Below are 24714 nucleotides of genomic sequence, written 5' to 3' on the forward strand. Positions count from 1 at the left end.
ACATATCTGCCCACGAAGCTTAGGGTTACCCATGAGAACCACACCGCACTGGGTCCGGTGGCTCGTTCCGCTCGCGCTGCTCGTCGTTTGGCTGGGAGTCGGAGGCACGCTCGGGCCGTATGCGGGCAAGCTCGGTGAGGTGGCCACCAACGACCAGGCCGCGTTCCTTCCGCAGAGCGCGGAGTCCACCAAGGTGCTCAGGGCCCGCGAGGCGTTCGACCAATCAGAAACGCTTCCCGCGATCGTCGTGTGGACGGCGAACGGTGACCGGATCACCGACGCACAGCGGTCCGCGGCCACCCGCGCGACCGAGGGGATCGCCAAGGAGCGTGGAGTGGTCGGGACTCCGTCGCCGGCCCTTCCCTCCGAGGACGGGCGGGCGTTGCAGGCTGTCGTCCAGTTGGATCCCGGACTCGGCGACTCACTGCCCGACGTCCTGAACGAGGTGGGTGCAGCCGCTCGAAGCGTCCCGGGCGTCACGGCGCAGATCGCGGGACCGGCGGCGAGCCAGGCCGATCTGTCGGACGCCTTCTCGGGCATCGACGGTCTGCTGCTCGGTGTGGCACTGGCCGCCGTGCTGCTGATCCTGTTGCTGGTCTACCGGAGCATCCTGCTGCCGTTCCTGATCATTCTCGGGTCCGTCTTCGCGCTGGGGCTCGCATGCGGGATCGTCTACGTCCTCGCCGACCACGACGTGGTCCGGGTGGACGGTCAGGTACAGGGGATCCTCTCCATTCTCGTCATCGGCGCCGCGACGGACTACGCGCTGCTGCTGGCCGCGCGGTTCCGCGAGGAACTCGCCCTGCGGGAGGACCGGGCATCGGCCGCGCTGGCCGCCGTACGGCGGTCGTCCGGCGCGATCACCGCGAGCGCGGCCACCGTGGCCCTCGCACTGCTGGCCCTGCTCGCGAGCGACCTCACGAACAACCGGGCGCTCGGACCGGTCGGAGCCATCGGGATCGTGTGCGCGGCCCTCTCCAGCCTCACCTTCCTGCCTGCCGCGCTGGCGCTGCTGGGCAGGACCGCGTACTGGCCCTCCCGGCCGAAGGCCTCGGACCCGTCGGGCAAGGGACAAGGAGTATGGCGTCGTGTGGCAGCCGTCGTCGACGCCCGGCCGCGCCGCATCTGGGTGATGACCGCGATCGTGCTCGGCGTCTTCGCGGCCTTCTCGCCCTCTCTGTCGGCCAAGGGCGTTCCCCTCAACGAGATCTTCGTCAACGAGGCGCCCTCTGTCTCCGCCCAGAGGACGCTCGGGGAGCACTTCCCCGGCGGCTCCGGCAACCCCGCCGTCATCATCGCCGACGCCGGCCACACCAATCAGGTGACGGCAGCGGCGAGGAAGACCAGGGGAGTGGCATCGGCCGGCGCGGTCTCCGCGTCCGGACGCCCGGGGACCGACGAGCCGCTGGTCGTCGAGGGGCGGGTGCGCATCGACGCCACCCTTGAGGCCGCGGCGGACAGCGATGCCGCCAAGGAAACCGTGGAGCGGCTCCGCGCGGATCTGCACGCGGTGCCCGGTGCCGACGCCTTGGTCGGTGGATACACGGCGCAGCAGTACGACACCCAGCAGACGGCTGCCCGGGACCGGACGCTCATCGTGCCCGTCGTACTCGGCATCATCCTGCTCATCCTGGTCCTCCTGCTGCGCTCACTGCTCGTCCCGGTCCTGCTCGTGGCGACCGTCGCGCTGAACTTCCTGGCGACGCTGGGGGTGTCGACCCTCGTCTTCGAACACCTTCTCGGCTTCAGCGGGACGGACGCTTCCGTGCCGCTGTACGGATTCGTGTTCCTGGTGGCACTCGGAGTGGACTACAACATCTTCCTGATGTCCCGGGTACGGGAGGAGGCCCTGGCGCACGGCAACCGGCTAGGGGTGCTGCGCGGTCTGACCACGACCGGAGGAGTGATCACCTCGGCCGGTGTGGTGCTCGCCGCCACCTTCGCGGCGCTGATGGTGATCCCCTTGGCCTTCCTTGTGCAGATCGCCTTCATCGTGGCCTTCGGTGTCTTGCTCGACACCCTCGTGGTCCGGTCGCTCCTGGTCCCGGCGCTGGTGCTCGACATCGGTGCCCGGGCCTGGTGGCCCAGCGCCTTGGCTCTCAAGGACACGCGTCCTGCCGAGGAGGTGAAGGCGTCGGCGTGACGGCCGCCGGTACGCGTCGACGCCGTCAGACCTGTCGCGGTCCCGTGGGCCCCGACAGGTCGCGGCGGTGGCGGTCGCAGCGCGCCGGCTGCCGGGGAGTGCGCACGGTCCCGACGAAGCGTGGAAGCTGTTGACCGACGGGGCGGGGGTGCCTCTACGTTCTTCGTCAATGTTTGGCTGTGCGCCGTAGTCGGCAGCTCCTGAGCACCTCGGCAACCATTCCGGCTCGGCGGGGGTCCTTCCCACCGGACCCCGCTCGGGGTCGTCGGGCACGAGAGCGGAGGAGCGCCGTGGGGGTTCGCAGGGCAGCGAAGAGCATCGGCGACTTCCTGATCGACATAGTGGGAGAAGCCGTCGCCGAGGTGATCCTCAGTCTGCTCGCCTGCGCCCTGCTCGGCTGCCTGGCCCTAATCGCCTACCTGAGCTGGTCCTTCAGTCCACGCTTGACCATCGCGGGGGCCGGGCTGCTCAGCTTCTTCCTCGCCCACGGTGCCTGGCGGACCTTCCGTACTCCCACGAAGGGCCGCCGTCGGGGCCTCGCCGCCCTGACCGCTGTCGGCTTCACGGTGACCGCCATGACGGCCCTCTTCCTGTTGCTCTACGCCACAGGCTGCGACTGTCTGTGAGGCCGTTTGGCTCCGTGCGCTCAGCCGGCCGGTGCAACACTCAGCGGCCGTACGAACGCTCAACCACCGCAAGACCGGCGCCAGTCGGGCCGTGGCTGATTCCGGAACGCGTGACTCATGGAAAGTTCCGTCGCGGAGCACGGCGAACAGGATGCTGATGCGATGCCGGGCCGGGGAGACGGAGAACACGACGGGCGCGCAGGCACTCCTGCCTGACTTCCCCCGCCCGCCGATCCCGAACCGCAGACGCTGAGGGTGCAGGGCCACTCATTGCGCTGGACGCCGTCGGTCGTCACCGCGACGACGAGGCGACCGAGCGCCGTTGTGTGAGCGTTGCTGGAAGCGATGGGCCAGTTCATGGCGGTGCACGGGTAGCAGTCATGCCGGGTCGAGCTCGCAGCCCCGACTCCTTCTGCCACCTCCACTTTGGCGATCCTGGCCCCAGCCGGGCTGACAGCGGTTCATGCATGCCGTCAACCTTCCTGCCCTGTCATTCCAAGGACGCAGTTCCGGAACCGTTCGAGAAGTCATCTCAATGGGTAAGTGCGTCAGACTGTCCGGTCCAGGAGCCATGGCTTGACCGTGATGTGAGACTTGCAGCATGGACATGGGGCGTGAGTCGCGGTGGGAAAAGGACGCAATGACGGTGGAGATCGTTTTTGCCCTGGTGACCGCCATTGCGCTGGCTGTGGCGGTCTTCGCCGTCGCTCTGGCTCTCGCACTGGCCTTCGGCATATCTGGTCCAGCGAAGAAGGGCATGTTGGTGGGTGGTGCACTGCTCGCGGCGACGGCCGGCATGTGGCGTCTGGTAAGGGCGCTGTGCCGGTTCGACGAGCAGCGCCGAATGGGCCGCTGACTGCGGTTCTTCTCCTTGATGTTGGGCAGGCCTGCTCGGCGGAACACAACGGGCCCACGTCGCCGACGTCGGCGTCCCCGTGGCCGTCCCGCCCCGGCCGGGCTGATTCTCCGACGGGATCGCCCTGGACCACACCACTGTGACCGCACCTTGTCCGGCGTCCACCACGCCGAGAACCACCCGCAAATCCGCGACCATGGCCGCCGCCCTCGCAGCCGCCTCGAAACGTGATCCTCGACGCCATCTTCACTGGGGCCGGCCCGACCGGCCCGAGCGCTCCCTTCCGTCGTGTGCGGCCGGCTCGGTCCTGGGTAGATCCGTGAGGTCTGTCCCCCGTGCGAGCTACACGCAAGTGTCCTCCGGGTGGTGACGAATTCCGGCCGCTTGATCCGTAGGTTCGATCCAGCCGCGGCGGTCCGGCCGCGGATCCGGCGTAGGAGAGTTCATGAGGCTGGTCTGGCAACTGTTGGCCGTAATAGCGATCGCGTTCATCGGCGGTCAGGGCATCGCGGCCGTGGACGGGAAGCCGTGGCTCACGTTCGGCGTCGGCCTTCTGACGGCTGTGCTGTCGGTGTTCGTCTACCGGTGGGTGGTGGGACGGACGGAGCGCCGTCGGGTCACGGAGATGGCCTGGGAGGGGGCCGGTCCCGCGTTCGGCCGGGGGACGCTGATCGGCCTCGCGCTGTTCGCGGCCGTCATGACGAACCTGTTCGCCTCCGGGTACTACGACGTCGACGGTCTTGGCTCGGGGGCCGGCGCGGTCGGGTTCATCGGCTTCATGGCCGCCGCCGCAGTGACCGAGGAAGTGATGTACCGCGGTGTCCTGTTCCGGATCATCGAGCAACGCACCGGTACCTGGACAGCTTTGGCGCTGACCAGTGCCCTGTTCGGCGCGTCCCACCTGTTCAACCCGAACGCCAGCGTGCTGGGCGCCGCCGCCATCGCGGTCGAGGCAGGCGGAATGCTGACCGGCGCGTACATCGCCACTCGCAACCTGTGGGTGCCCATGGGTCTGCACTTCGGCTGGAACTTCGCCGCGGCCGGCATCTTCAGTACCGAGGTCTCGGGCAACGGCACCTCGGAAGGACTGCTGGACGCCACCACGTCGGGCCCGATCCTCATCACCGGCGGTGAGTTCGGTCCCGAGGGAAGCGTGTACTCGGTGCTGTTCGGTGTGCTGGTGACCATGGTGTTCCTGTGGCTGGCCCGCCGACGCGGCCACCTGGTGCCCCGCCGACGTGCCGACCGCGCGGACGCCGTATCTAAACTCTCCCGGTGATCACTCCTCGGTGGGTCCCGGAGCAATGGCACCGGATCGGGCCCGCGGTCTGGTACCCCGCGCTCGGTCTGCTGTTCCTGGCCGCGTCGTTCGTGCCGGCGTTGCACGGCCAGGGCACACTGCTCGGCAGTGTGCCGAACCGCCCCTTCGACGCGTTGGCTGTCGTTGCGATCGTTCTGGAATCACTTCCGTTGCTGGTGTGCCGGCGGTGGCCGGTGATCTGTCTCGCCCTGGTGTCGCTCGGTTTCGCGGCCGACCAGCTCCGTGGTTACCACTCGTTCGCGGGCAGCGCGCTGCCCATCGCGCTGCTGACCGTCGGGTCCCGACTGGAGAGCCACCGGCGCGCCACTGTGCTCGCCTGTTCCGCGGCGTTCGTACTGCTGTCGGTCGCGCTCCACCGGCTGGGTACGGGCGATTCGCTGATCGAGTTCGTGACGTTCTATCTGGCGCTGGTCCTCGCGTGGGGCATCGGCGTATGGCTTCGCGCCAACCGGATCGCGGAGGCCGAACGCCGCCGCCGCCTCGCCGCGGAGACCCTCGCTGCCGAACGCTCCCGCATCGCACGCGAGCTCCACGACATGGTCACCCATCACGTGACGGCGATGGTCGTGCAGGCAGAGGCGGCACGCTATCTGACGGCCGTGCCCGACCGTCTCGACCAGACCCTGACCGCCGTCGCCGACACCGGCCGGCGGGCCATCACCGATCTGCGGCACCTGCTCGACCTGCTCAACCCCGACCACGGCACACAGGCCGGCCGCGGCACCGAGACCAGGACGCCGGCCGTCGGCAGACTCCCCGCCCTCGTCGAGCAGACCCGCCGGGCCGGGCAGCCGGTGGAGTTCACCGAGGAAGGCACACCGGCCGAATCGACCGGCAGTGCCGACCTCGTCGCCTACCGCATCGTGCAGGAAGCCCTGACGAACGCACTCAAGTACGCCCACGGCAGCCGCACTTCGGTCCAGGTGCAGCACGGCGGAGGGGGGATCACCGTGGAGGTCGGCACGGACGGCTCCGGCTCGCCGGCCGCGTCCCTCGGAGGGAGCGGGCGCGGCCTGGCCGGGCTCCGCGAACGGGTCGCTGTCCTGGGCGGCGACTTCGACGCGGAACCGCAGACGGACGGCGGTTTCGTCGTACGGGCCCGGATACCCGACGGGGGCGTGTCGTGACCGAGCCCATCCGGGTCCTGGTCTGCGACGACCAGATACTGATCCGCACCGGTCTGGTGACCATCATCGACGCTCAGCCCGACCTGGAGGTGGCGGGCGAGTGCGGGGACGGACAGGCCGCGATCGACCTCGTCGAACGGCTGCGCCCGGACGTCGTGGTGATGGACGTACGCATGCCGGTACTCGACGGTATCGAGGCCACCCGTCAGCTCGCCGGTGCCGGGGTGCGGCATCCCGTCAAGGTGCTCGTCGTCACCACGTTCAACCTGGACGAGTACGTCTACGAGGCGCTGCGCGCGGGAGCGAGTGGATTCCTGCTCAAGGACGCGCCGCCGGCTCAGCTGCTGCTCGGCATCCGGACCGTGGCCGCCGGCGCGGCGCTGCTGGACCCCGAGGTGACACGTCAGCTCGTGGGCAGATACGCCGCCCGTATCCGGCCCGTCGAAGGCACCCCGCGCGACAGCCCGCTGACCCCTCGCGAACTGGAGGTCCTCCGTCTCATCGCGGACGGCCTGTCCAACAGCGAGATCGCCGCAGCTCTCCTGCTGAGCCCGGAGACCATCAAGACCTTCGTGTCCCGCATACTCGCAAAGCTGGGCCTCCGCGACCGCGTCCAGGCAGTCGTCTACGCGTACCGCCAGGGACTGGTTGCCTGACGCGACTCCGTGGCTACGAGGCCCCGTGGCCGCATGCGCGGACGCTACGCGAACATCATGCACGGTGCTCGGAAGTTCCAGGTGTCGGTGATGTGGAGTGCGTGGACGACGTCGCGGATTCCGGCGCCGACGGTGAGATGACCGAGGCCGCACGGACCCGGCCACGCGCAGGCGCGTACGAATGGTGTTGTGACCGGTACCCAGGCCCGGGCGGTGTGCTGGGCGTCGGTGTTGGCGTCGGTGTTGGCGTCGATCCACGCCTGGAGAGTGCGGCGGTCCCGGAGACGCTCATGGTCGGACGGGTGATGTCGATGCTGTCTTCATGGCTGTGTCCGGCCGTCGCAGGTGTGTGCGGGCTCATTCCCGGGCGGCCTGGTGGGGAAAGGGCACCTTCCGGCGGAGTTCGGTCGCGACAGGAAGCCACGCGGCCGGAGTGCTGCGTCATCCGGTGGTCGCCGCTCAGGACGGCGGCCCGGTTCCCCGCGCCGCCGTCCGCAGTACTGGGCCGTTCGGCGACCTCTACGGGGAACCCCGGGACGAGGCTCCCTGGTCCGCCGCCCCGGCTCCTGTCTGTCTCTGTCACCGGGGCATGGGGCAGTAGACCGTGAGTGCCTCTGCCAGCTTGTCGATCGTCAGCTCTGTTCCTGAGCGGGAAACCTCACCGTCGTACGCATACGGGGTCCCAGGTGCCAGGCCGGCGATCCGCACCCGGTGCCGGCGTACCGCCGCATGGACGGGGGAGCGGGTCAGCGGGCCGGCCACCGCTGCTGCCAGCAGCCGCAGCCCCGGAGTCCGGCCGCCGTGGACCGCCCTGACGTCCAGCAGTCCGTCCGCCAGGTTGTGCCGCCGTCCGGGAGCGGGACCCACCCGCTGGAAGAGCCCGTTGCCCACGAACAGGAGCCACAACGGCCTCCGTTTTCCCTGCAGTTCTGCCACCAGCGGTCGTCGGCCACGCAGTACTTCGAAGGCCGCGAGAAGCCCGGCCGGCCAGCCGCCGATGCGAGGCGCCCAGCGCTCCCGGGTCCGCACGAGCTCCGGATAGACCCCCAGGCTGAACGCATTGATGAAGTAGCCGTCCGCCCCGCCCGGCCCCTCGGGACCGGGCCGGAACCGGCCCAGATCCACCCGGACCGCGCTCCCCGAGGTGAGAGCGGCCGCCGTGTCCTGTACCGTCTCGATGCCCAGATCGTAAGCGAAGTGATTGAGCGTTCCGCCAGGAAAGACGGCGAGCGGTATCCCGTGCGTCGCCGCGACGGACGCCGCCAGATTTACCGTGCCATCACCCCCGCACACCCCCAGCGCCCGGCCCCGGTCCGCCGCCTCGGCCAGCGCCCCGGACAACTCGTCGGGCGCGCACTCCACGACCTCGGCCAGCGGCAGAACCTCGCGCACCAGCGAAGCGGTCGCGGTGGCGGTGCCGGACTCCTGGTTCACCACGACGACCAGGTCCTTGCCGTCCGCCAGCAGCGGGGCGGCCGCCGGCGGTCGGCCCGGTGCGGGCAGCTGACCCCGCGTCGGTACGACCCCGCGCAACGCGAACGCCGACCCTATTCCGAGTGCCACACCGGCCAGCACATCGCCCGGATAGTGCACACCCGTGTAGACGCGGGAGGCGGCCACGGCCACCGCGACCGGGGCGACGACCGCGCCCCAGCCCTTCGACTCAAGGGCGACACCTGTGGCGAAGGCGGCCGCTGACGCCGCGTGCCCGGACGGGAACGACGTGGTGAACGGCTGCCGTTTGAGCTGCCGCACCACCGGAACCAGGTCCAGTATCGGCCGCTCCCGGCGCACCGCCCGCTTGCCGACGGTGTTGATCGCGGCCGAGGCCACCGCCAGCGACGCCACCCCGCGCAACGCCGCCCGGCGTGCCCGGGCGCTGCTGCCCAGTGCCGCCATGCCGGCCGCGGCGCCGAACCAGAGAAGTCCATGATCGGCGCTGCGGCTCAGCCGGGGCAGCACCTGATCGGCGCCCGGCCAGCGCCGCCCGGCGACGCTGCGGAACAGAGCGAGGTCACGGCTGTGGAGCAGGGTGCGCAGCCGCGCAGGCACGGCAAAGGACACGGAATATGGAGTGGAGAAGGGGAGGGAGGTTCTGCTGCTCGTGGTGGACATGAGTCAGCGAATACCCCGCCCGGACCCGATGAAGCGGCAGACGCGCCGAGACGCGGGCGGTGTCATCGTGACCGGGCTCGCGCGGTGGAGCCGGCGATGTCCGTCAGAACGCCTACTTCCGCCGCTTCCTCGAAGGTCATCAGCACGAATGCGGCCCGGACCCTTACGAAGTCCGCCGCTACGTGGGCCGGTGCCGGCACACCGCACTCGCCGTGCTTGCGTGTGCTCGCCGTCCTGGTCGGTCCGGAACGGGAAGGATGGGCATCGAGCGGGACGGCCCCCCCCGAGAACCGTGCTCCACGCGTGCCTCTGAACAAGGAGGTCCTGGAGACGTCGATACCCGCGTACGGGCGGCCGAGCCGTTCCTCGGCGTCGGTCCCTATCGAGGTGCAGGCGGTTCGGTGCTGTTCACGGGGCTCCGGTGGGTGGTTGAACTCTTGGTGTCAGGTTTGAAGATGTGTGTTGTGGCCGGTCTCGTTGCGAGCGGTGGAGGAGGGACGGGTGCCGACAGCGGGTGCGATGCCGATGGCGGCGACGACGAATACCAGGACCACCGTCATGGCGGAGCGCAGTCCGTAGTGGTCGCCGAGGAAGCCGAGGGCGGGTGGCCCCACCAAGAACGCGACGTAGCCAATGGTGGCCACCAGGCTCACGCGTGCGGTCCGGTCGGGACCAGAGTCGCCTGCCGCGGAGAGGGCGACCGGGAATCCCAGTGCCGCCCCGAGTCCCCAGAGTGTGACGGCTGCTGCGGCCACGGCGGTGCTGTCGGAGAAGATGACCAGCATGAGCCCGACGGCACCGGAGACGGCGCTGGCGCGCACGACGGCTGCTCTTCCGAAGCGGTTGAGGAAGAACGTGCCGCTGAAGCGCCCGAGGGTCATCGCGGCGGCGAATCCGACGAAGACGAGTGAGCCGAGAGCGGCGTCCAGACCGTGGCCGTCCACCATGAGCAGGGGCAGCCAGTCGTTGGCGGCGCCCTCTGCCAGGGCCATCGCCAGCACCACGCCGCCGATCAGCAGCAGCCCGCGGTCCTTCCACACGGAGGGACCGGTGCGCTGTGCCGTGCCAGAGGCACGGGGCGCGTCGCTGGTCCCCACCCCGGCGGGAACGGCGCGCAGGGCGTAGGCAAGGATCCCCGCGGAGACCGCGGCGACTGCGGCCAGGTGCCAGGTCACGGGGAAGCCGGTGGCGGTGGCGGCCATGCCGGCCAGCCCGCCGACAACGGTGCCGAGGCTGAAACAGCCGTGCAATGTGGGCAGGACGGTCGTGCCGGTGAGGCGTTCGACGTCGGCGCCGTCCACGTTGACGGCCACCTCCCCGCCCCCCATGCCCGCCCCGAACAGGCACAGGCCGACGGCGACCATCGGTGCAGAGGACACGGAGCTGCCGACTCCGATGACGGCCATGCTTGCGATGATCAGACCGGTGCCGAGTGCGATCACGGGACGGGTGCCGAACCGTGACACGAGGCGGCCGGAACACAGGATGCCGGCCATGGATCCAACGGACAGGCCGAACAGGATCATTCCCATCTCGCCGGTGGACACGCCCAGCCGGTCGCGGACGTCCGGGGTGCGGGTGACCCAGGAGGACATGGCGATGCCGGGAAGGAAGAAGAAGAGGAACAGGGCCTGGCGACGTCGGCGCACGGCGCGGTCTATCAAGAGGTGACTCCACTGGGTCCGGAAGAATGCTCGGGCAGGCAGCAAGGCCAAGCACCCGAGTATGCACAAATGTACACACTTGATGGTCGGGAAAAGAAGGCGGACGAGACCGATGACAGGCAGCACACGCGGCCCCAACGATCCCCAGCGGCGCGAGCGCATCCTCGATGCTGCCCTCGACGTGGTCGCTGAGCACGGCGCCATCAAAGTGACCTACCGCAAGATCGCGGAAGCGGCAGGCGTGCCGCTCGGCTCGCTCACCTACTACTTCGACGACATGCAGCACCTGCTCACTGCCGCGTTCACCCGGCTCGCCGAGTCCGTCTCCACACGCTACGGAGCCCTGCTTGAGGCGGCGCGCACCCCCGAGGAAGCCGAAGCCGCGGTTGTCGAGATCATCTGCGGAAAGGTTTGGGGCACGGACCGCAACCTGCTGCTCAGCTACGAGCTGTACGCGTTCGCCACCCGCCATCCGGAACTGCGTGAGGTGGTGCGCTCCTGGATGCAGGCCAGCCGGAAATCCCTGGCCCGGCACTTCGACCCCCTGACGGCGCGAGCGCTCGACGTACTGGTGGAGGGCTTCTCCATCCACAACTCTTTCGACACCCGGCCCACGAACCGCGCGGACGTGTCGTCCGTAGTCCGCGCCGTCGCGGCCCGCAGCGCCCGCGCGGACAGCGCGATCCGGTGACCCTGCCCGTCGCGGCGGCCGGTGGGGCGTGCGGGGGCGCCTGTGACGCGGCCGGCAGCGATTGCGTACTCGTACGGACGGCGCACAGCACGGGTGACGTCGGCCGGCCGGCCGTGGTGTCCCCATCGGTCGCCCACTGAAGCTCATCGCGGTCGGTGCGAAGAACAGGTGCAGCTCCTGTGCGGTGATCGGCCGCTTGAAGCACGGATACGCGGTCCGCTCGACCGGGGTCACAATCCCGCGCCCGGCCCGGACGACAACAGCATCACGACCGACGACACCGCGCCGACCGGTTGACGGGCCGGGGCGCTCAGGATCTCAGGATCGACTCGGTGCCCCTTCGGCCCGAATCTCGGCGCTGCCCCCAGAGACCTCGCTCACTCCAAATGACAGCGCCTATCGATGACTTGCGGCGGAACTCGGTGTTCAACGACTGAGGAGTCGTCGACGACTTCTGACGGTGCTCCCGACGACTGCTGCTGTCCGAACCCTGAAGACGGCCGGGGCCGAGAGCCGGATCCCGTCAGGCGAAGGCAGGCAATCCATCTCAAACGTTCTGGTCGACGCAGACCGGCACCGGCTTGGCTGCGTCCCGGAGAACAGTGGCTTTCCCTCGGACACTCACTCCTGGCTGGAGAGAGGAGTCCGCAGCTCCGAGCGGAGTCGGATCGACGTATCGGTGGGCAACCCCATGTAGGAGTAGCGGAGCTCCTTCGAGAAGTTCGCGATGAGATCGAGATCCCGAAGCTGGCGTTGCAGCTCAGCGGCCAGTGCCTCGTCTGCGTCGACCGGGGTTTCATCCTCTTCCGTCTCGGCCAGGTACTCAAGAAGCTGGTCAACAGCCTCCACCGCTCGGCCGCTGGTCCAGGAAACGAAGTCATGGCAGCCGAACAGGTAGGCGTGCGCGGCATACAGCGTCGCAGCCGCGGCGGACTCGTCTGCATCATCCGGGCCGTCCTGACCGTCGTTGTGGCAGTACTCGCTGAGCATGTACTCGGCGACACCACGGTTGACCGCCGAGAAGGCCGTCGAGTCGCCGAGAACGCCCGCCCACACGGAGTTCAGCAGGGGGCGCAGGCTCAGGGTGAATGGCGCCTGCTCGTCCTCGGGCAACGCCTCGTGCCGGCTCATGAGTCGTTCCGCGACACCAGCGGCGAAGACGCGACGCTCACCGGACGACACCGACTTCAGCCGCTCCTCCACCAGTGCCGACAGCTCCTGCCACGCATCCATGCGAGCCACCTCAGAGTCGTGATGCCGGCGTGCTCACGCCGGCCACGGCCATCATCGCAATCACCAGTGACAACGCCGCCCGCGGCCCCGCAGCCGACCTGCGGCTGAGATGAGAAACCTGGGAGGCGCAAGGGGCCGCGTGCTCCCGCTGTCCTGCGCCATCGCGCTTTGAGCGTGTGCCATCGAACGGAGAGCACCTACGGCGCCCCGTCACCAACTGCCGCAACGAGGCGCCGTCGGCCGCAACGTCGATCAGCCGTCTGCGAGGATCGAGAAGTGCGGGGCATCGACCGACTGATCCCCTGCGCACACGCCTCTGACGTGAACTCCGACGCCCCAGGACGCGGCGACCGACCCCGCGCACGCCGGCCCGGGCCCGTCGGCCCGGGCCCGTCGGTCGGGATCAGGCCCAGCACCGAACGGAAGGCCGGCCCCGGCCCGCCGTCCGGTGACTGCGGCCGCCCGCGTCCGCACCCGCACCCGCGCCGGCGGCGTGCTGTAGACCGGAGGCTAAGCCGGTACGGGTGGTGAGGCGGGGGCAGTGAGTTGCCCGGCGCGGGCCAGGACCGCGACCGACGCCGCGCACGCCAGCCCGGTGAGGGTCAGGGCCGTCCAGGGCAGCCAGAGCGCGTCGTGCCGCCGGGCGAAGTCCCACAGGGCGCCGGTGACCAGGTTGCCAACGGTGATGCCCAGGCCGGAGACGGTGTTGTAGAGGCCGTAGTGGGTGGCGACGAGGCGGTTGCCGGACAGGGTGACCACCGTGTCCATCTCGAAGGGGTAGACGACCGCGGCACCGGCCGCCAGCAGCACGACCGCCACCACCAGGCCGGCGAGCACCGCGCTGGAGGAGCTGCGCGGGGCGAGGACGAGGGGCAGGAAGGCCAGGCCCATCGCGGCCAGCCCGCGTACCAGCGCCTGCTGAGGGCTCCACCGCTGCTTGGCCCAGCCGGTCAGGCGCAGCTGGCCGGAGACGGCGACGGCAGCGGAGACGACGAACAGGACGCTGGTGGCTGTTGTGCCCTCGGCCCCGAGTGCGTCCGTCGCGGCGAGCGGCACGGCGAGGTAGACCTGGAAGGTCAGCACGTACGAGCCGATCATCGCGGCGGAGAAGAGGACGAAGGGCCGGTTGGCCACCACCGTGCGCCACTGGGCCCGGACGCTTTCCCGGCTGTCGTCAGTCGTCTCGGCGTGCCGTACGGGCAGGGCCCGCCACTGCAGCAGGGTGAGCCCGGCGAACAGCGCGGCCGAGATGGTGCACACCAGGCGGAAGTCCACCGTCAACAGGGTGAGCCCGAGCAACGGGCCGAGCAGCATGCCGGCCTGGTAGAAGACGTTGAACGCGGCGAAGGCGTCCACGCGGCGCTCGTCGGCTTCGACGGCGAGGTAAGCACGGACGGCCGGGTTGAACAGGGCCCCGGCGAACCCGGTGGCGGCCGAGGCGGCGATCAGGGCGGGCAGGTTGTCGACCCAGCCGAGAAGGCCGAAGCCGACGGTGCGCAGCAGGCACCCGGTCATGATCGGGATTTTGTAGCCGAGGCGGTCGGCGATCGTGCCGCCGATGAGGAACATGCCCTGCTGGGAGAAGTTGCGCACGCCCAGGACCAGGCCGACGGCCCAGGCGGCCAGCCCCAGTCCGTCCGCGAGATGGGCGGCGAGGTAGGGCATGAGCATGTAGAAGGCGAGGTTGATGGCGAACTGGTTGGCCATCAGCAGCCGTACGACGGGCGGGAAGGAGCGGGTCTGCTGCCACAGGTTCTTCATCGGGCGGCCTCGGTGAGCTCGTGCGCGCCGGGGGCGAGCGGGTCGGTGATGCGGGTGCAGCGGGTCCAGCGGCTCACCGTGCGCTCGCCGCAGTGGGCGATCCTGTCGGGGTGGTCGGCGGGCAGATGGCCGAGCAGTTGGTGCCGACGGCAGTAGGCGTCGTCGAAGACGGTGCCGACGTAGCGTTGTGGCCCGTCGGGGAAGACGGCGACGATCCGGTCCTCCGGAGGCAGGGTGCGGGCCAGCCAGCGGGCGACGAGTGCAACGGCGCCGACGCTCCAGCCGCCGGTGGCGTAGTGGTCGCGGGCCAGGCGACGGGCCGCCCACACCGCCTCGGGGGCGGCGACCCAGTGCACCTCGTCGAAGAGGCCATAGGCGACGTTGCGGGGGTAGATGCTGGAGCCCAGGCCGCGCATGAGGCGGGGGCCGGCGGGCTGGCCGAAGATCGTCGAGCCGGTGGTGTCCACGCCGACGACCCGCAACCGGGGGAAGACGCCGCGCAGCACGGAGGCGATGCCGGCGGAGTGCCCGCCGGTGCCGACCGAGACGACCAGAGTGTCGACACAGCCCAGCTGCGTGACCAGTTCGCGGGCGAGCGGGGCATAGGCGGCCACGTTGTCGGGGTTGTTGTACTGGTCCGGGCACCAGGCGGCCGGGTGCGCTGCGAGCAGAGTCTCGACACGCTGCCGACGGGCCTCCTGCCAGCCGCCTTGCGGGTGTGGGCTGGTGACGAGGTCGACCTCTGCCCCGTACGCCGTGAGCAGCCCGGTCATCAGCGGTTCCATGCCGGGGTCGGAGACGACGGTGACCGGGTGGCCGTAGGACACCCCGGCCAGGGTGAGACCGAGCCCCAGGGTGCCGGAGGTGGACTCGATGATGCGGGCGCCGGGCAGCAGCCGGCCGCGTTCGCGGGCGGCGTGCACCATGTGCAGGGCGGTGCGGTCCTTGATGCCTCCGGGGTTGTGGCCTTCGAGCTTGGCCCAGAAGCCGCGGCCGGCGGCGGTGAACGGCTCGCCGATCCACAGCACCGGGGTGTCGCCGACCAGTTCGGCCGGGGTGTGCGGCGGGTGCTTGGCGTCGGCCGACAGCTGGGCTGCGGGCATGGGGGCAGGGGTACGGGTGATCCGGTTCATGGCGTGCTTCTCCAACGGCCGGCGCCACAGCAGTGGGCGACGGTCGCGTAGGGGGAAAGTGGGGGAGCTGATCCGCTGTCGCGCCGAGCGGCGCTGCGGCCTGGTCGGTCAGGTCCGCCACACGCCGAGGCGGGCCCGCGTCTGCCCGGTGGATGGCACGCACGACGCGGCCGGCGACTCCTGCGGGGCCGGCGGTGTCAGGGCGGGGGATGTGCCGAACGCTTCGGCGACCGGAGTGGTGTGGAACGACGGCACAGCCGACGAGACATCGCGAGGGGGCTGAGCCGTCGGCTCGTCCAGCCCACTGCACCGGACACCGCTGTCGGGCTCGGGAGCCGTCGGCCGGGCTGTTGTCTCCTGTCCCGGCTGCGCTGTCTGGCCGCAGTGCGCCGGGGACATCAGCAGCAGCGTGTCGGCCCGCATCGCGAAGGGCGCGGTAGGGCCGTGCGCGCAGTCCAGGGTGTGCACGAGCGCGGCAAGCAACACCAGGAGTACCGCTCCGGCCCGTGCCAAGGAGCGGCTGTTCCCGAAAAGGACTCCAGCCCGCATGAGCACAAAGAGTAAGTTCCTGACTTCATAAAGTTCATGTCAGTGCTGAGCGGCCCCCGGCCTTCCGTATGGCGGCGCGTCGGCGAAAAGCCGCGCCGTACCGGGGCGGAACGCGCCGCGGATGAAGACCTGGGGGCTGCCTTGCCCGCATCGTTGATCACCCCATCGGGTGAATACGCGGCAGCGATCGGGATGTGACCGCGCCGCACCTTCGACCGGTGGGCGAGTCGTCTGCGTGAACAGCCGGGTGCGTTCACCCGTAAAAACTGCGTCGGCCATGGCGCTCTCGTGCTCGCGCTCGGCCCCGACGTCGGGCGTGGTACGCGTCACCGGCGCGGAGTAGGCGCTCGTCCGCTTGGTGCACGACCGGTCGCAGAGAATGAGGGTTCTGGACGTGCTGATGCCGTCGATGACGGATCCGACCGCGGTGTCACCGGCGCGGGCCGGGGCGTCCGCAAGTTCCATGGCTGTATGACGAGTCCGGGCAGGGGGCCGGCCGGAGCGGACAGCGTCACTGTCGAACAAGCCCCCGCCGATCACAAGCACCGGAAGCAACCGGTCCGCTCGGGACCTTCCGAACGAGCCCAGCTCGTTCGGAAGGTCGCGAGCGGGGCGAGTAGCTGCGGTACTTCCATGGGATGGCCTCCAGCGTGCGGCGATGGTCGGTCCATCGCCGCACGCGGACCGGATCGGCCGGCCTCAACAACGGTGGCGGGCGGCCCGGCACCGCGGGCGGCGATGGGCCGCCCGCTGCCGTGCCGGCATGAACGTATACGACAGCGGTCCGGGCATCGACGACCAGGCGCAGTCGCTCATGGCCCGCCGGCGCGCCGATCCGTTCGTCCCTCAGGCCGGAGACGCCCATGGCCTCGGCATCCGAGGTGCTCCTGGGGTGTTTACAGGCCCAGCTCGGCGGTGAATTCGCCCGCCTCAAGGATCTGCTTGACCGTCGTCAGGTAGCGGGCCGCATCGGCGCCGTCCACCAGGCGGTGGTCGTAGGAGAGCGTCACGTAGGTCATGTCGCGCACGGTGATCGTGTCACCGAGCTCCGGGCCGGAGACGACGACCGGACGCTTGACCGTGGCGCCGACGCCCAGGATGGCGACCTGGTTCGGCGGGACGATGACCGTGTCGAACAGCGCACCGCGCGACCCGGTGTTGGAGATCGTGAAGGTGGCGCCGGCCAGGTCGTCCGGCGCGATCCTGTTCGTACGGACCTTGTCGGCCAGCTCGGCGGTCCGCTTGGTGATGCCCGCGATGGTGAGGTCACCCGCGCCCTTGATGACCGGGGTCATCAGGCCCTTCTCCGAGTCCACGGCGATGCCGACGTTCTCGCAGTCGAAGTAGGTGATCGTGCCCTCGTCGTAGTGCAGCCGGGCGTTGATGACCGGGTGGGCCTTCAGCGCCTGGACGGCGGCCTTGACGAAGAACGGCATCGGGGAGAGCCTGACGCCCTCGCGGGCGGCGAAGCCGTCCCTGGCCTGGTCCCGGAGCTTCATCAGCTTCGTGATGTCGACCTCGATGACCGAGGACAGCTGGGCCTGCTCGTGCAGGGCCTTGTGCATGTTGTCCGCGATGGCCTTGCGGATGCGTGGCAGCCCGACCGTCCGGCCACGCAGCGGGGGTGACTCCGGGGCGGGGGCCTCCGGCGCGGCGGCCGGGGCGGCAGCGGCGGGCGCGGCCGTCTTCGCGGCCTCGGCGGTGGTGATGACGTCCTGTTTGCGGATGCGGCCCCCGACGCCGGTGCCCTTGACGGTGGACAGGTTCACGCCGTTCTCCGACGCGAGCTTGCGTACCAGCGGGGTCACGTAGGCGCCGTCGTCCGCGGGGGATACGACGGCCGGCGCGGCCGGGGTGACCAGCGCGAGGGCCGGGGCCGGATCCGGGGCGGCGGGCGCCGCCGGCGCGGCAGCCGGAGAGGTGTCGGCGGCACCGATGACGGCGAGCTCGGCACCGACCTCGGCGGTCTCGTCCTCGGCGACGGCGATCTTGAGGAGAACGCCGGCGACGGGCGAGGGGATCTCGGTGTCGACCTTGTCGGTGGAGACTTCGAGCAGCGGCTCGCCCTCGGCGACCTCGTCACCGACGGCCTTCAGCCAGCGCGTGACGGTGCCTTCGGTGACCGACTCGCCCAGCGCGGGCAGGGATACAGAGATTGACATGGTGGTTCACTCCTTCCCGGTCAGGCCGTAGCGCCGGGCAGCGGCGTCGGGAACGTCCGGCTTCACGTCGCCACGGGCGGCGAGCGTGCGCAGGGCGCGTACGACGATGGACTCGGCGTCGACACCGAAGTGGCGGCGGGCGTTGGCTCGGCTGTCGGAGAGGCCGAAGCCGTCGGTGCCCATGGAGGTCCACTGCTGTGGCACCCAGGGAGCGATCTGGTCCGGGACGGCGCGCATCCAGTCGGACACGGCGACGACGGGTCCCGGAGCGCCGGCGAGTGCTTCGGTGACGTACGGGGTGAGGCCCTGGGCCTCGGCTTCCATGGCGTCGCGGCGCAGCAGCGTCCAGGAGGGGGCCGACCACACGTCGGCGGCGACGTTCCAGTCGGTGGCGAGCAGTTCCTGGGCTCTCAGGATCCAGTGGATGGCGGTGCCGGAGGCGAGCAGCTGTACCCGCGGGACGTCTGCGGTGGCCGCAGCGGCGGGCCGGTAGCGGTACAGGCCGCGCAGGATGCCCGCCTCGATGCCCTCGGTCTGCGGCATCGGCGGCTGGATCTTGGTCTCGTTGTAGACGGTGAGGTAGTAGAAGACGTCCTCGGGACTCTCGCCGTGCATGCGCCGCAGTCCCTCGCGGACGATCACGCCGACCTCGTAGGCGAAGGCCGGGTCGTACGGAACACATGCGGGGTTGGTGGAGGCGATGAGGTGCGAGTGGCCGTCGGCGTGCTGGAGGCCCTCGCCGGTCATGGTGGTGCGTCCTGCGGTGGCGCCGACGACGAAGCCGCGGCCCAGCTGATCAGCGAGCGCCCAGAACTGGTCGGCTGTGCGCTGCCAGCCGAACATCGAGTAGAAGATGTAGAAGGGGATCATCGGCTCACCGTGCGTCGCGTACGACGTCGCGGCGGCTGTGAAGGAGGCGAGTGAACCGGCCTCCGTGATGCCCTCGTTGAGGATCTGACCGCTGGTGGACTCCTTGTAGTAAAGGAGCTGGTCCCGGTCTACGGGCTCGTACGTCTGGCCCTTGGGGGAGTAGATACCGGCGGACGGGAACAGCGACTCCATGCCGAAGGTGCGGGCTTCGTCGGGGACGACGGGCACCCAGCGGGCGCCGGTCTCCTTCTCCCGCATCAGGTCTTTGACCAGGCGGACGAAGGCCATGGTGGTGGCGATCGCCTGGTTGCCCGACCCCTTCGCGAGCGCGGCGAACGGCTTGTCGGCGGGAGCGGGGAGTGGCCGGGGTACGACCCGGCGGGCCGGGGCGGGGCCGCCGAGTGTGCGGCGGCGTTCCTGAAGGTAGGCGACCTCCTCGGAGTCGGTTCCCGGGTGCGCATAGGGCACCAGACCCTCACCCAGCTGGGAGTCGGGGATGGGAAGGCCGAGGAGGTCACGCATGACACGGAACTCCTTGCCGGACAGCTTCTTCATCTGGTGGTTGGCGTTGCGCGATTCGAAGCCGGGACCCAGCGTCCAGCCCTTGACCGTCTGGACCATGACAACGGTGGGAGCCCCACGATGCGTGAGCGCGGCCCGGTAGGCGGCGTGGATCTTGCGCGGTTCGTGTCCGCCGCGCGAGGTGCCGACGATCCGGGCGAGGTCCTCGTCGCTGTAGGGGCGGGCGAGCCCGGCGAGTGCGCCGGTGAACAGACGCTCGCGGATGTACGCTCCGTCGCGGGCGGCGAAGGTTTGCAACTGGCCGTCGGGCAGCGTGTCGAGAGCGTTGAGGAGCAGCCCCTCGGAGTCGGTGGCGAGCAGGCCGTCCCACTCCACGCCCCAGGGCACCTTGACGACGTTCCAGCCGGCCGCGCGGAACTGGGCCTCCAGCTCCTGCATGATCTTGAAGTTGCCGCGCACCGGGCCGTCGAGGCGCTGCAGGTTGCAGTTGATGACGAAGGTGAGGTTGTCGAGTTCCTCGCGGGCGGCGAGCGCGAGGGCAGCAGTGGACTCGGGCTCGTCCATCTCGCCGTCGCCGAGGAACGCCCAGACGTGGCTGTGGCTGGTGTCCTTGATCCCGCGGTGATGCAGGTAGCGGTTGAAGCGCGCCTGGTAGATCGCCGAGAGCGGGCCGAGCCCCATGGACACGGTGGGGAACTCCCACAGCCAGGGCAGCCGCCGCGGGTGCGGGTAGGACGGCAGACCGCCACCACCCGCTTCCATCCGGAAGCGGTCCAACTCGGCTTCGTTCAGGCGTCCTTCGAGGAAGGCGCGGGCATAGACGCCGGGGGAGGCGTGGCCCTGGATGTAGAGCTGATCGCCGCTGCCGTCGGCATCCTTGCCCTTGAAGAAGTGCTGGAAGCCGACCTCGTAGAGCCACGCGGCCGACGCGTAGGTGGCCATGTGCCCGCCCAGGCCGCCGCGTTCATTGCCACGGGTGACCATGACAGCGGCGTTCCACCGGTTCCACGCCGTGATCCGTGCCTCCATCGCTTCGTCGCCGGGATAGGCCGGCTCGGCGGAGGTCGGGATCGTGTTGACGTACGGAGTCACGGACTGCGGCGGCAGGGGTACTCCTGCCTGGCGCGCGTGGTCGACGACTCGCTGCAGCAGCCGCCCTGTGCGCTGCGGACCGACGGCGCCGACCGCACCGTCCACGGAAGCGAGCCATTCGGCCACTTCCTGGGGATCGGGTTCGGGCAGCTGGTCCAGCTGGTGGTTCAAGGACATGGGATCACCCTTCTGTGACGCGGGCCGACCGGAACCGGATACGCCTTTTGCCGGCCGGTTGTGTGGTGGAACCGGCCGACTGCGGTCGTCGAACCCTTGCAATCGATCTTTCATTTTATGGAAGATCGATTTCTTACTACGGAAAAATCTGCCGTCAGGTTGCGTGCGGTCAACCGCTACTGACTACTAATGTTCAATGATCGATCAAATGTGCGCGGGCATCACCGTCATTCGGCCAGCTCGTCGGCGGTGCGCAGGATCGTCTCCCATGCGTTCGGATCGTCTCTGGTGATCGTCGGAAAGCCGGTTCCGTAGGCTCCGTGCCAGGTCGCCTCGACGCCGGGATTGGCCCACTCGCGACCGTCGGACGCGAAGACGTGCGGACTGCACCGGACTTGGTGGCGACGGGCGCATTCGAAGTCCAGTGTCACGAGGCGACGGGCCCGACCGTCGTCCAGGCCTGCCGCGACCAGATCCTCGCGCACCTCCGGGGTTTCGCGAGCAAGGGCGATGATCTCCGAGCGGGCACCGATGGGCCTGCTGTGGGCCCAGAACGCCCGGCGTATGGCCAGATCGAGCGCTTCGGCCGCGGCAGGCCCCTGCTCCTTGGCCAACTGCACTGCCTCCAGGGCGAACAGCGAGGTGGACGGGAACTTCCAGTCGGGTGAGCGCCACATCTGCCATCCGGCGTCCGGTTCGATATGAGCGATCCCTCCGACCTCGGAGTCGGTGCCACGGCGTGGACTTGGCCCGTCGTTGAACAGTTCCAGAGGGAAAGCGCGGTGGTTGATCCGGATCCGCTCGGTCAGGCCGAGCCGTTCCCGTGTGCTGTGCAGGCGATGCAGGGCGACGTGCGCGAAGGAGCACCAGATGTCCGAGAAGATCGTCAGAGTGCCGGGGGGTGTGGTGGTGCGCGGGTCGGCGAGCCGCGTGACATGGTGCGGCGGTACGTCGTCTGCGAGGTTCTGGGTGTCGGTCGTAGGCATCAGGCACTCCTCGATTCATGTGCATAGTCCATGATGTGCAGCTCCATCAGGCGTCCCAGGTGCGGGCCGCCCCGGCGTAGGCCTTCGACGATCTCCTCGTGATCCTCCGCGTTGCCGTGCGGCTCGGTGCGCAGCCACCGAAGAGAGAGACGGGTCCAGGCCTCCACACCGAGCCAGTTCCAGTGCCGGATCAGTACGGGGTTTCCGCATGCGTGGACGATCGCGCGGTGGAAGGCCACGCCGTGCAGGGCCTGGTCGTCGATGTTTCCTTCGGCGGCGGCCCGACGCATGGCGAGCAGGTGCCGTTCGAGCGTGGAGACGTTCCCGGCCAGGCGGGGGGCCGCCAGCATGACGGCGCGGCGCTCAAGTGGCGCGCGCGCAAGGTATACGTCGCGAAGCTGGTCCAGTGTCAACTCCCGCACCCTCACCCCTTTGTTGGGTGTGGACGTCACGAGTTCCATGGTTTCCAGTTCGCGCAGCGCCTCGCGTACCGGCGCCTGGCTCACGCCCAGTTCGAGCGCGATCCGGCGCTCGACGATGCGATCTCCCGGTTCCCAGCGGCCGGCCGCCAGGCCTTCGAGGACGAAGGCCCGCACGCGCTCATGCAGGGGCACCCGCCCCGGGGGAGCGCCCGATCCGGTGGCTCCAGGAGGCAGGCAAGCCGCGGGGGCCGTCGGGTTCGTGGGAAGCGGCAAGTCAACTCTCCTCGGCTCGCGACTGTTGAGCAATGATCGATCATCTGTCGGTGCAGGAATTCGGTCCCGTCGGCCTGTTCCCGTACCCGCTCCCGGGTCGGCTCCGCCGCAGCCCACGGCTCCGTCGTCTCTTCCCGACCTCGAAGCGCAGGCCGCCGGCAGCCCCACAGGATCCGGGCTGGCCCGACGCCGGCCCTCAACAGGGCTCACTCCGTTCCCGAACAGAAATCAACGCGCCTGACTCGACAGGGAAACGAGGTTCACCGTCGCAGAGCCGTACGGGATCCCGGCCAGGGGCGGCCTCGGTGGCGACGTCGAGGCGGGAGACCAGGGCAGCCGCCTTTCGGGCGAGGTCAGGGGCGGTGAGGCCGATCTCGGCGAGGATCTCGGGTCGCGAGGCGTGGTCCAGGAACTCCTGCGGGATGCCGAAGTTCCGCAGTGGCAGGTCCATGTCCGCGTCGCGCAGCGCCTGGGCCAGCGCCGCGCCGACGCCGCCGACCCGGCCGTTGTCCTCGATCGTGACCACCACCCGGTGCTCGGCGGCCAGGTCGGGCAGCGCCGGGTCGACCGGCCGGACCCAGCGCGGGTCCACCACGGTCGAGCTGATCCCCTGGGCGGACAGCAGGTCGGCCACCTCCAGGCACATCGGGGCGAGCGCGCCGACCGAGACGATCAGCACGTCGGTCAGGCGGCCGTCCCCGACCTCCCCGAGACCGTCGGTCCCCGCCGCGCGCAGGACGTCCATGCCGCCGACCCTGCCGACCGCGGGGACGGCCGGGCCGACCGTGCCCTTGGGGTAGCGCACCACGGTCGGGGCGTCCTCGACCTCGACGGCCTCGCGCAGCTGGGCCCGGACCTGCTCGGCGTCGCGCGGCGCGGCGAGCCGCAGGCCGGGGACGACCTGCAGGATCGACATGTCCCACATGCCGTTGTGCGAGGCGCCGTCGCTGCCGGTGACGCCGGCCCGGTCGAGTACGAAGGTGACGCCCAGCCTGTGCAGGGCGACATCCATCAGCACCTGGTCGAAGGCACGGTTGAGGAAGGTCGCGTACACCGCGACCACCGGGTGCAGGCCGCCGGTGGCCAGGCCGGCGGCGCTGGTGACGGCGTGCTGCTCGGCGATGCCGACATCGAAGACGCGGTTCGGGAAGTCCTCGGCGAACGGGGCCAGGCCGACCGGATGGAGCATCGCGGCGGAGATGCCGACGATGTCGTCGCGCTCGCGGCCGAGCGCCACCATCTCCTCGGCGAAGACCGAGGTCCAGCTCTGTCCGCTGCCGCTCTTGATCGGCAGGCCGGTCTCCGATCTGATCACGCCGACCGCGTGGAAGCGGTCCTCGTCGTTGTTCTCGGCGGCGTGGTAGCCGCGGCCCTTCTCGGTCAGGCAGTGCACGATCACCGGGCCGCCGAAGCCGCGCGCCCCGGTGAGCGCGGATTCGAGGGCGCTGAGGTCGTGGCCGTCGATCGGGCCGATGTACTTGAGGCCGAGGTCCTCGAACATGCCCTGGGGGACGACGAGGTCCTTGAGGCCCTTCTTGGCGCCGTGCAGCGTCTCGAACAGCTGCCGGCCGACCACCGGGGTGCGCTGGAGCGCGTCCTTGCCCCAGGACAGGAAACGCTCGTAACCCTTTGTGGTGCGCAGGGTGGCGAGGTGGTTGGCCAGGCCGCCGATGGTGGGCGAGTAGGAGCGCTCGTTGTCGTTCACGACGATGACGAGCGGGCGGTCCTTGGCCTCGGCGATGTTGTTGAGCGCCTCCCAGGCCATGCCACCGGTGAGGGCGCCGTCGCCGATCACCGCTACGACCGGGTCGTTCCTGCCCAGCAGCTGGTTGGCCTTGGCCAGGCCGTCGGCGTACGAGAGCACGGTGGAGGCGTGCGAGTTCTCGATCACGTCGTGCTCGGACTCGGCGCGCGACGGGTAGCCGGACAGGCCGCCCTTCATCCGCAGCCGGGAGAAGTCCTGGCGGCCGGTGAGCAGCTTGTGGACGTAGCTCTGGTGGCCGGTATCGAAGAGGATGCGGTCGCGTGGCGAGTCGAAGACCCGGTGCAGCGCGATGGTGAGTTCCACCACCCCGAGGTTGGGCCCGAGATGGCCGCCCGTCCTGCAGACCTCGGTCACGAGGAAGGACCGGATCTCCCGGGCCAGTGCGGCCAGCTGTCCGGATGCGAGCCGGTCGAGATCGCGCGGTCCTCGAATGCTGGTCAGCAGCGCCACGTGGTTCTCCTCGCTCGGCGCTCCCGGACCACCGGCGGTCCGACGGGCGTCGCCGGCCGGTTCGGCGTTCAGGATCGGGTGGCAGGGCTCCGTCACGGACACGGCAGCTCATCTCTTCTC

The 24714-nt window shown here is 69.9% G+C and carries 19 protein-coding genes; 7 read left to right on the top strand and 12 right to left on the bottom strand.

Annotated features, from left to right (window positions below):
* Nucleotides 1–31 precede the first annotated feature (31 nt).
* The 6 genes from ACGF8B_RS31145 (at nt 32) to ACGF8B_RS31170 (ending at nt 6729) form a co-directional block, all read left to right on the top strand.
* Nucleotides 32–2143: an MMPL family transporter gene (locus ACGF8B_RS31145; RefSeq protein ID WP_392745260.1), complete on the top strand. Its 2112-nt coding sequence runs from the start codon at nt 32–34 to the stop codon at nt 2141–2143.
* 290 nt (nt 2144–2433) lie between these two features.
* Nucleotides 2434–2769, top strand: coding sequence for a lysine transporter LysE (locus ACGF8B_RS31150; RefSeq protein ID WP_392745262.1), 336 nt, complete (start codon nt 2434–2436; stop codon nt 2767–2769).
* Between the two features lie 601 nt (nt 2770–3370).
* The gene (locus tag ACGF8B_RS31155; protein WP_392745263.1) at nt 3371–3625 is read left to right on the top strand and encodes a DUF6332 family protein; all 255 of its coding nucleotides are present in this window, start codon (nt 3371–3373) and stop codon (nt 3623–3625) included.
* Nucleotides 3626–4070: 445 nt separating this feature from the next.
* Nucleotides 4071–4904, top strand: coding sequence for a CPBP family intramembrane glutamic endopeptidase (locus tag ACGF8B_RS31160; protein ID WP_392745265.1), 834 nt, complete (start codon nt 4071–4073; stop codon nt 4902–4904).
* Nucleotides 4901–6073: a sensor histidine kinase gene (locus tag ACGF8B_RS31165; protein ID WP_392745266.1), complete on the top strand. Its 1173-nt coding sequence runs from the start codon at nt 4901–4903 to the stop codon at nt 6071–6073. Before ACGF8B_RS31160 ends, ACGF8B_RS31165 begins: the two co-directional genes overlap by 4 nt.
* Nucleotides 6070–6729 carry a response regulator gene (locus ACGF8B_RS31170; protein ID WP_392745267.1) on the top strand — a complete coding sequence of 220 codons (660 nt, stop codon included), beginning with the start codon at nt 6070–6072 and terminating at the stop codon, nt 6727–6729. Before ACGF8B_RS31165 ends, ACGF8B_RS31170 begins: the two co-directional genes overlap by 4 nt.
* Nucleotides 6730–7308: 579 nt before the next feature.
* On the opposite strand, the gene ACGF8B_RS31175 is transcribed toward ACGF8B_RS31170, so the two are convergent.
* Together ACGF8B_RS31175 and ACGF8B_RS31180 are read right to left on the bottom strand one after the other, a co-directional pair.
* Nucleotides 7309–8844 carry a bifunctional phosphatase PAP2/diacylglycerol kinase family protein gene (locus ACGF8B_RS31175; RefSeq protein ID WP_392745268.1) on the bottom strand — a complete coding sequence of 512 codons (1536 nt, stop codon included), beginning with the start codon at nt 8842–8844 and terminating at the stop codon, nt 7309–7311.
* Between the two features lie 443 nt (nt 8845–9287).
* Nucleotides 9288–10550 carry an MFS transporter gene (locus ACGF8B_RS31180; protein ID WP_392745309.1) on the bottom strand — a complete coding sequence of 421 codons (1263 nt, stop codon included), beginning with the start codon at nt 10548–10550 and terminating at the stop codon, nt 9288–9290.
* A 70-nt stretch (nt 10551–10620) separates the two neighbouring features.
* On the opposite strand from ACGF8B_RS31180, the gene ACGF8B_RS31185 reads away from it, so the two are divergent.
* Complete coding sequence (locus tag ACGF8B_RS31185) at nt 10621–11199, top strand: TetR/AcrR family transcriptional regulator (protein WP_392745270.1); 579 nt, start codon at nt 10621–10623, stop codon at nt 11197–11199.
* Between the two features lie 621 nt (nt 11200–11820).
* On the opposite strand, the gene ACGF8B_RS31190 is transcribed toward ACGF8B_RS31185, so the two are convergent.
* The 10 genes from ACGF8B_RS31190 to dxs form a co-directional block, all read right to left on the bottom strand.
* Complete coding sequence (locus tag ACGF8B_RS31190; protein WP_392745272.1) at nt 11821–12432, bottom strand: hypothetical protein; 612 nt, start codon at nt 12430–12432, stop codon at nt 11821–11823.
* A gap of 510 nt (nt 12433–12942) precedes the next feature.
* The gene (locus ACGF8B_RS31195; RefSeq protein ID WP_392745273.1) at nt 12943–14193 is read right to left on the bottom strand and encodes an MFS transporter; all 1251 of its coding nucleotides are present in this window, start codon (nt 14191–14193) and stop codon (nt 12943–12945) included.
* A complete protein-coding gene (locus ACGF8B_RS31200) occupies nt 14190–15326 on the bottom strand; it encodes a PLP-dependent cysteine synthase family protein (RefSeq protein WP_392745274.1) in 1137 nt (378 codons plus the stop codon). The genes ACGF8B_RS31195 and ACGF8B_RS31200 overlap by 4 nt, the downstream gene beginning before the upstream one ends.
* A gap of 108 nt (nt 15327–15434) precedes the next feature.
* The gene (locus tag ACGF8B_RS31205; protein WP_392745275.1) at nt 15435–15875 is read right to left on the bottom strand and encodes a hypothetical protein; all 441 of its coding nucleotides are present in this window, start codon (nt 15873–15875) and stop codon (nt 15435–15437) included.
* A gap of 39 nt (nt 15876–15914) precedes the next feature.
* Nucleotides 15915–16340: a hypothetical protein gene (locus ACGF8B_RS31210; RefSeq protein ID WP_392745277.1), complete on the bottom strand. Its 426-nt coding sequence runs from the start codon at nt 16338–16340 to the stop codon at nt 15915–15917.
* A gap of 431 nt (nt 16341–16771) precedes the next feature.
* Complete coding sequence (locus tag ACGF8B_RS31215) at nt 16772–18037, bottom strand: 2-oxo acid dehydrogenase subunit E2 (protein WP_392745279.1); 1266 nt, start codon at nt 18035–18037, stop codon at nt 16772–16774.
* A 6-nt stretch (nt 18038–18043) separates the two neighbouring features.
* Entirely contained in the window at nt 18044–20698 is a 2655-nt protein-coding gene (gene aceE, locus ACGF8B_RS31220; protein ID WP_392745280.1) for a pyruvate dehydrogenase (acetyl-transferring), homodimeric type, read from the bottom strand.
* 227 nt (nt 20699–20925) lie between these two features.
* The gene (locus tag ACGF8B_RS31225) at nt 20926–21684 is read right to left on the bottom strand and encodes a DsbA family protein (protein ID WP_392745281.1); all 759 of its coding nucleotides are present in this window, start codon (nt 21682–21684) and stop codon (nt 20926–20928) included.
* Nucleotides 21684–22280, bottom strand: coding sequence for a GntR family transcriptional regulator (locus tag ACGF8B_RS31230; protein ID WP_392745282.1), 597 nt, complete (start codon nt 22278–22280; stop codon nt 21684–21686). The genes ACGF8B_RS31225 and ACGF8B_RS31230 overlap by 1 nt, the downstream gene beginning before the upstream one ends.
* A gap of 295 nt (nt 22281–22575) precedes the next feature.
* On the bottom strand, nt 22576–24594 hold the full coding sequence (dxs, locus tag ACGF8B_RS31235) for a 1-deoxy-D-xylulose-5-phosphate synthase (protein WP_392745311.1): 2019 nt from the start codon (nt 24592–24594) through the stop codon (nt 22576–22578).
* Nucleotides 24595–24714: the final 120 nt, after the last annotated feature.

The sequence above is a fragment of the Streptomyces sp. NPDC047917 genome (assembly GCF_043204345.1).
GTDB classification, from domain to species: Bacteria; Actinomycetota; Actinomycetes; order Streptomycetales; family Streptomycetaceae; genus Streptomyces; species Streptomyces sanglieri.

Bases quoted from the DNA above. Each gene is read 5' to 3' on its own strand.
- ACGF8B_RS31145 (WP_392745260.1), top strand. From the start codon at position 32: ATGAGAACCACACCGCACTGGGTCCGGTGGCTCGTTCCGCTCGCGCTG.
- ACGF8B_RS31155 (WP_392745263.1), top strand. From the start codon at position 3,371: ATGGACATGGGGCGTGAGTCGCGGTGGGAAAAGGACGCAATGACGGTG.
- ACGF8B_RS31160 (WP_392745265.1), top strand. From the start codon at position 4,071: ATGAGGCTGGTCTGGCAACTGTTGGCCGTAATAGCGATCGCGTTCATC.
- ACGF8B_RS31175 (WP_392745268.1), bottom strand. From the start codon at position 8,844: ATGTCCACCACGAGCAGCAGAACCTCCCTCCCCTTCTCCACTCCATAT.
- ACGF8B_RS31185 (WP_392745270.1), top strand. From the start codon at position 10,621: ATGACAGGCAGCACACGCGGCCCCAACGATCCCCAGCGGCGCGAGCGC.
- ACGF8B_RS31190 (WP_392745272.1), bottom strand. From the start codon at position 12,432: ATGGATGCGTGGCAGGAGCTGTCGGCACTGGTGGAGGAGCGGCTGAAG.
- ACGF8B_RS31195 (WP_392745273.1), bottom strand. From the start codon at position 14,193: ATGAAGAACCTGTGGCAGCAGACCCGCTCCTTCCCGCCCGTCGTACGG.
- ACGF8B_RS31200 (WP_392745274.1), bottom strand. From the start codon at position 15,326: ATGAACCGGATCACCCGTACCCCTGCCCCCATGCCCGCAGCCCAGCTG.
- ACGF8B_RS31205 (WP_392745275.1), bottom strand. From the start codon at position 15,875: ATGCGGGCTGGAGTCCTTTTCGGGAACAGCCGCTCCTTGGCACGGGCC.
- ACGF8B_RS31210 (WP_392745277.1), bottom strand. From the start codon at position 16,340: ATGGAACTTGCGGACGCCCCGGCCCGCGCCGGTGACACCGCGGTCGGA.
- ACGF8B_RS31215 (WP_392745279.1), bottom strand. From the start codon at position 18,037: ATGTCAATCTCTGTATCCCTGCCCGCGCTGGGCGAGTCGGTCACCGAA.
- aceE (WP_392745280.1), bottom strand. From the start codon at position 20,698: ATGTCCTTGAACCACCAGCTGGACCAGCTGCCCGAACCCGATCCCCAG.
- ACGF8B_RS31225 (WP_392745281.1), bottom strand. From the start codon at position 21,684: ATGCCTACGACCGACACCCAGAACCTCGCAGACGACGTACCGCCGCAC.